This is a genomic window from Roseburia sp. AF42-8 (assembly GCF_003435965.1).
GTDB classification, from domain to species: Bacteria; Bacillota; Clostridia; order Lachnospirales; family Lachnospiraceae; genus Roseburia_C; species Roseburia_C amylophila.
Genome location: NZ_QTVB01000119.1, coordinates 1 through 1,345 on the forward strand (window position 1 = coordinate 1; position 1,345 = coordinate 1,345).

Annotated in this window: 2 protein-coding genes; both read right to left on the reverse strand. The window is 49.1% G+C overall.

Features of this window, described 5'->3' with window-relative positions; all coding sequences use genetic code 11:
- Nucleotides 1-166: 166 nt before the first annotated feature.
- On the reverse strand, nucleotides 167-364 hold the full coding sequence (locus DW059_RS15530) for a hypothetical protein (protein ID WP_002592708.1): 198 nt from the start codon (nucleotides 362-364) through the stop codon (nucleotides 167-169).
- Nucleotides 365-605: 241 nt separating this feature from the next.
- Nucleotides 606-1,345 (reverse strand): virulence-associated E family protein (locus tag DW059_RS15540; protein WP_242986334.1); only part of this gene is annotated, 740 nt, incomplete at its 5' end.

Here is a 1,345-nt window from a genome sequence, read left to right on the forward strand (position 1 = left end):
CCTGCTTTTCGCAGTATTTTTCCAGCATATCACGCTGGTTTGCGATACTGGCACTTTCGCCTTGCAGGTCATCGTCCTTTGACAGCCTGCAATAGACCGCCGCACGATAACCCCCGGCAAGTGCCGAACCGATTGTTCTGTATTCCATTTCGTTCATCATAGCCATTTACCCACACAATCCAGACGGTATCTGGCTCTTTTGAACCTCATCTTCATTATAGCCTATATCTTTCTTTTTAGCAAGATATTCTTTTGCATTTGTCTTTCCGTATTTCTGGGAAATCAGGCTGACGAACACATCAGTGGCGTCAAGCTCCCCGTCAAATACAGTGGTCACATGAATCTCTGTTTTGTTTTTTGCCATAGGCAGTTATCCTCCATACATGAAAATAGCCAGACAGAGGGTGTCGGCAACGAAGTCCGGCAACGGACTTCAAAAGACCTTGCAAACAATCTCAATCTGGCGATGGTTACTATTTATACTTTTCTTTTATTTTTTTGTTGTTTTGGTTGTTATAAGGGAGAAAAGCCCGGAAATAAGGGGTTTTTCCCGGCAACCGGCTCGGCAACGGGATAACAACAGGGGGTGCAACGGGCTGTCCTTTTCAGAATGGAAGCTCCATCTGTTCTGTGACCTCCACAAAACCGTCCATCGTTTTTTCAGACGGGTTGCCGGAGTCCGTTGCCGGGTTTTCACGCTCCCAGCCCTTTTGTCTGCCATATTCGGAAAACATTCTTGGGTTTGGGAAGTACCGCCAGCTGGAAATGCACTGGTTCATAATCTCGTTGATTTCCCGGATTTCCCATTGCTTCGGCTCGTCAAAAGCATGGTTCAAGGCTTCCTTATAGAGCTGCTTGGAGCAGACCATGCTCCCGGTGTATTTATCAAGATACGCCTGTATCATCCCGGCTTTGGTGTCCTCCGGCATAAAATCCCGCTGGTGTTCTTTGAGATACCGCTGCATGGCGGGGCTGAAAGCCAGCTTGAACCTGCCGCTTTTATAAATCTCCATCGCTTCCGCCCACATCTGCCCGATATAGGCTCTGGAAGCGGCTTCATCCTCCAAAATGTGAACTTCCGCCTGCTCCGGGTACACCATGACCGGGATAAAGCGGCGGTTGCCGGAACGGTCAAGGGGCAGGAAGTCAAGGGCATTGGAAGTGCCGCCAAACACGCACTGACGGGGGCGGTCTGCCGGGTGGGTTTCATAAGGTATCTTGTAGACCTCTTTCTGCCGGCTTAAAAATGACTTGATTTCCTCAATGCTCTTGGCGTTGGCGGTTGCCATCATTTCCGACATTTCAATAATCCAGTGACCTTGCAGCTTGCGGTACACATTGTCAT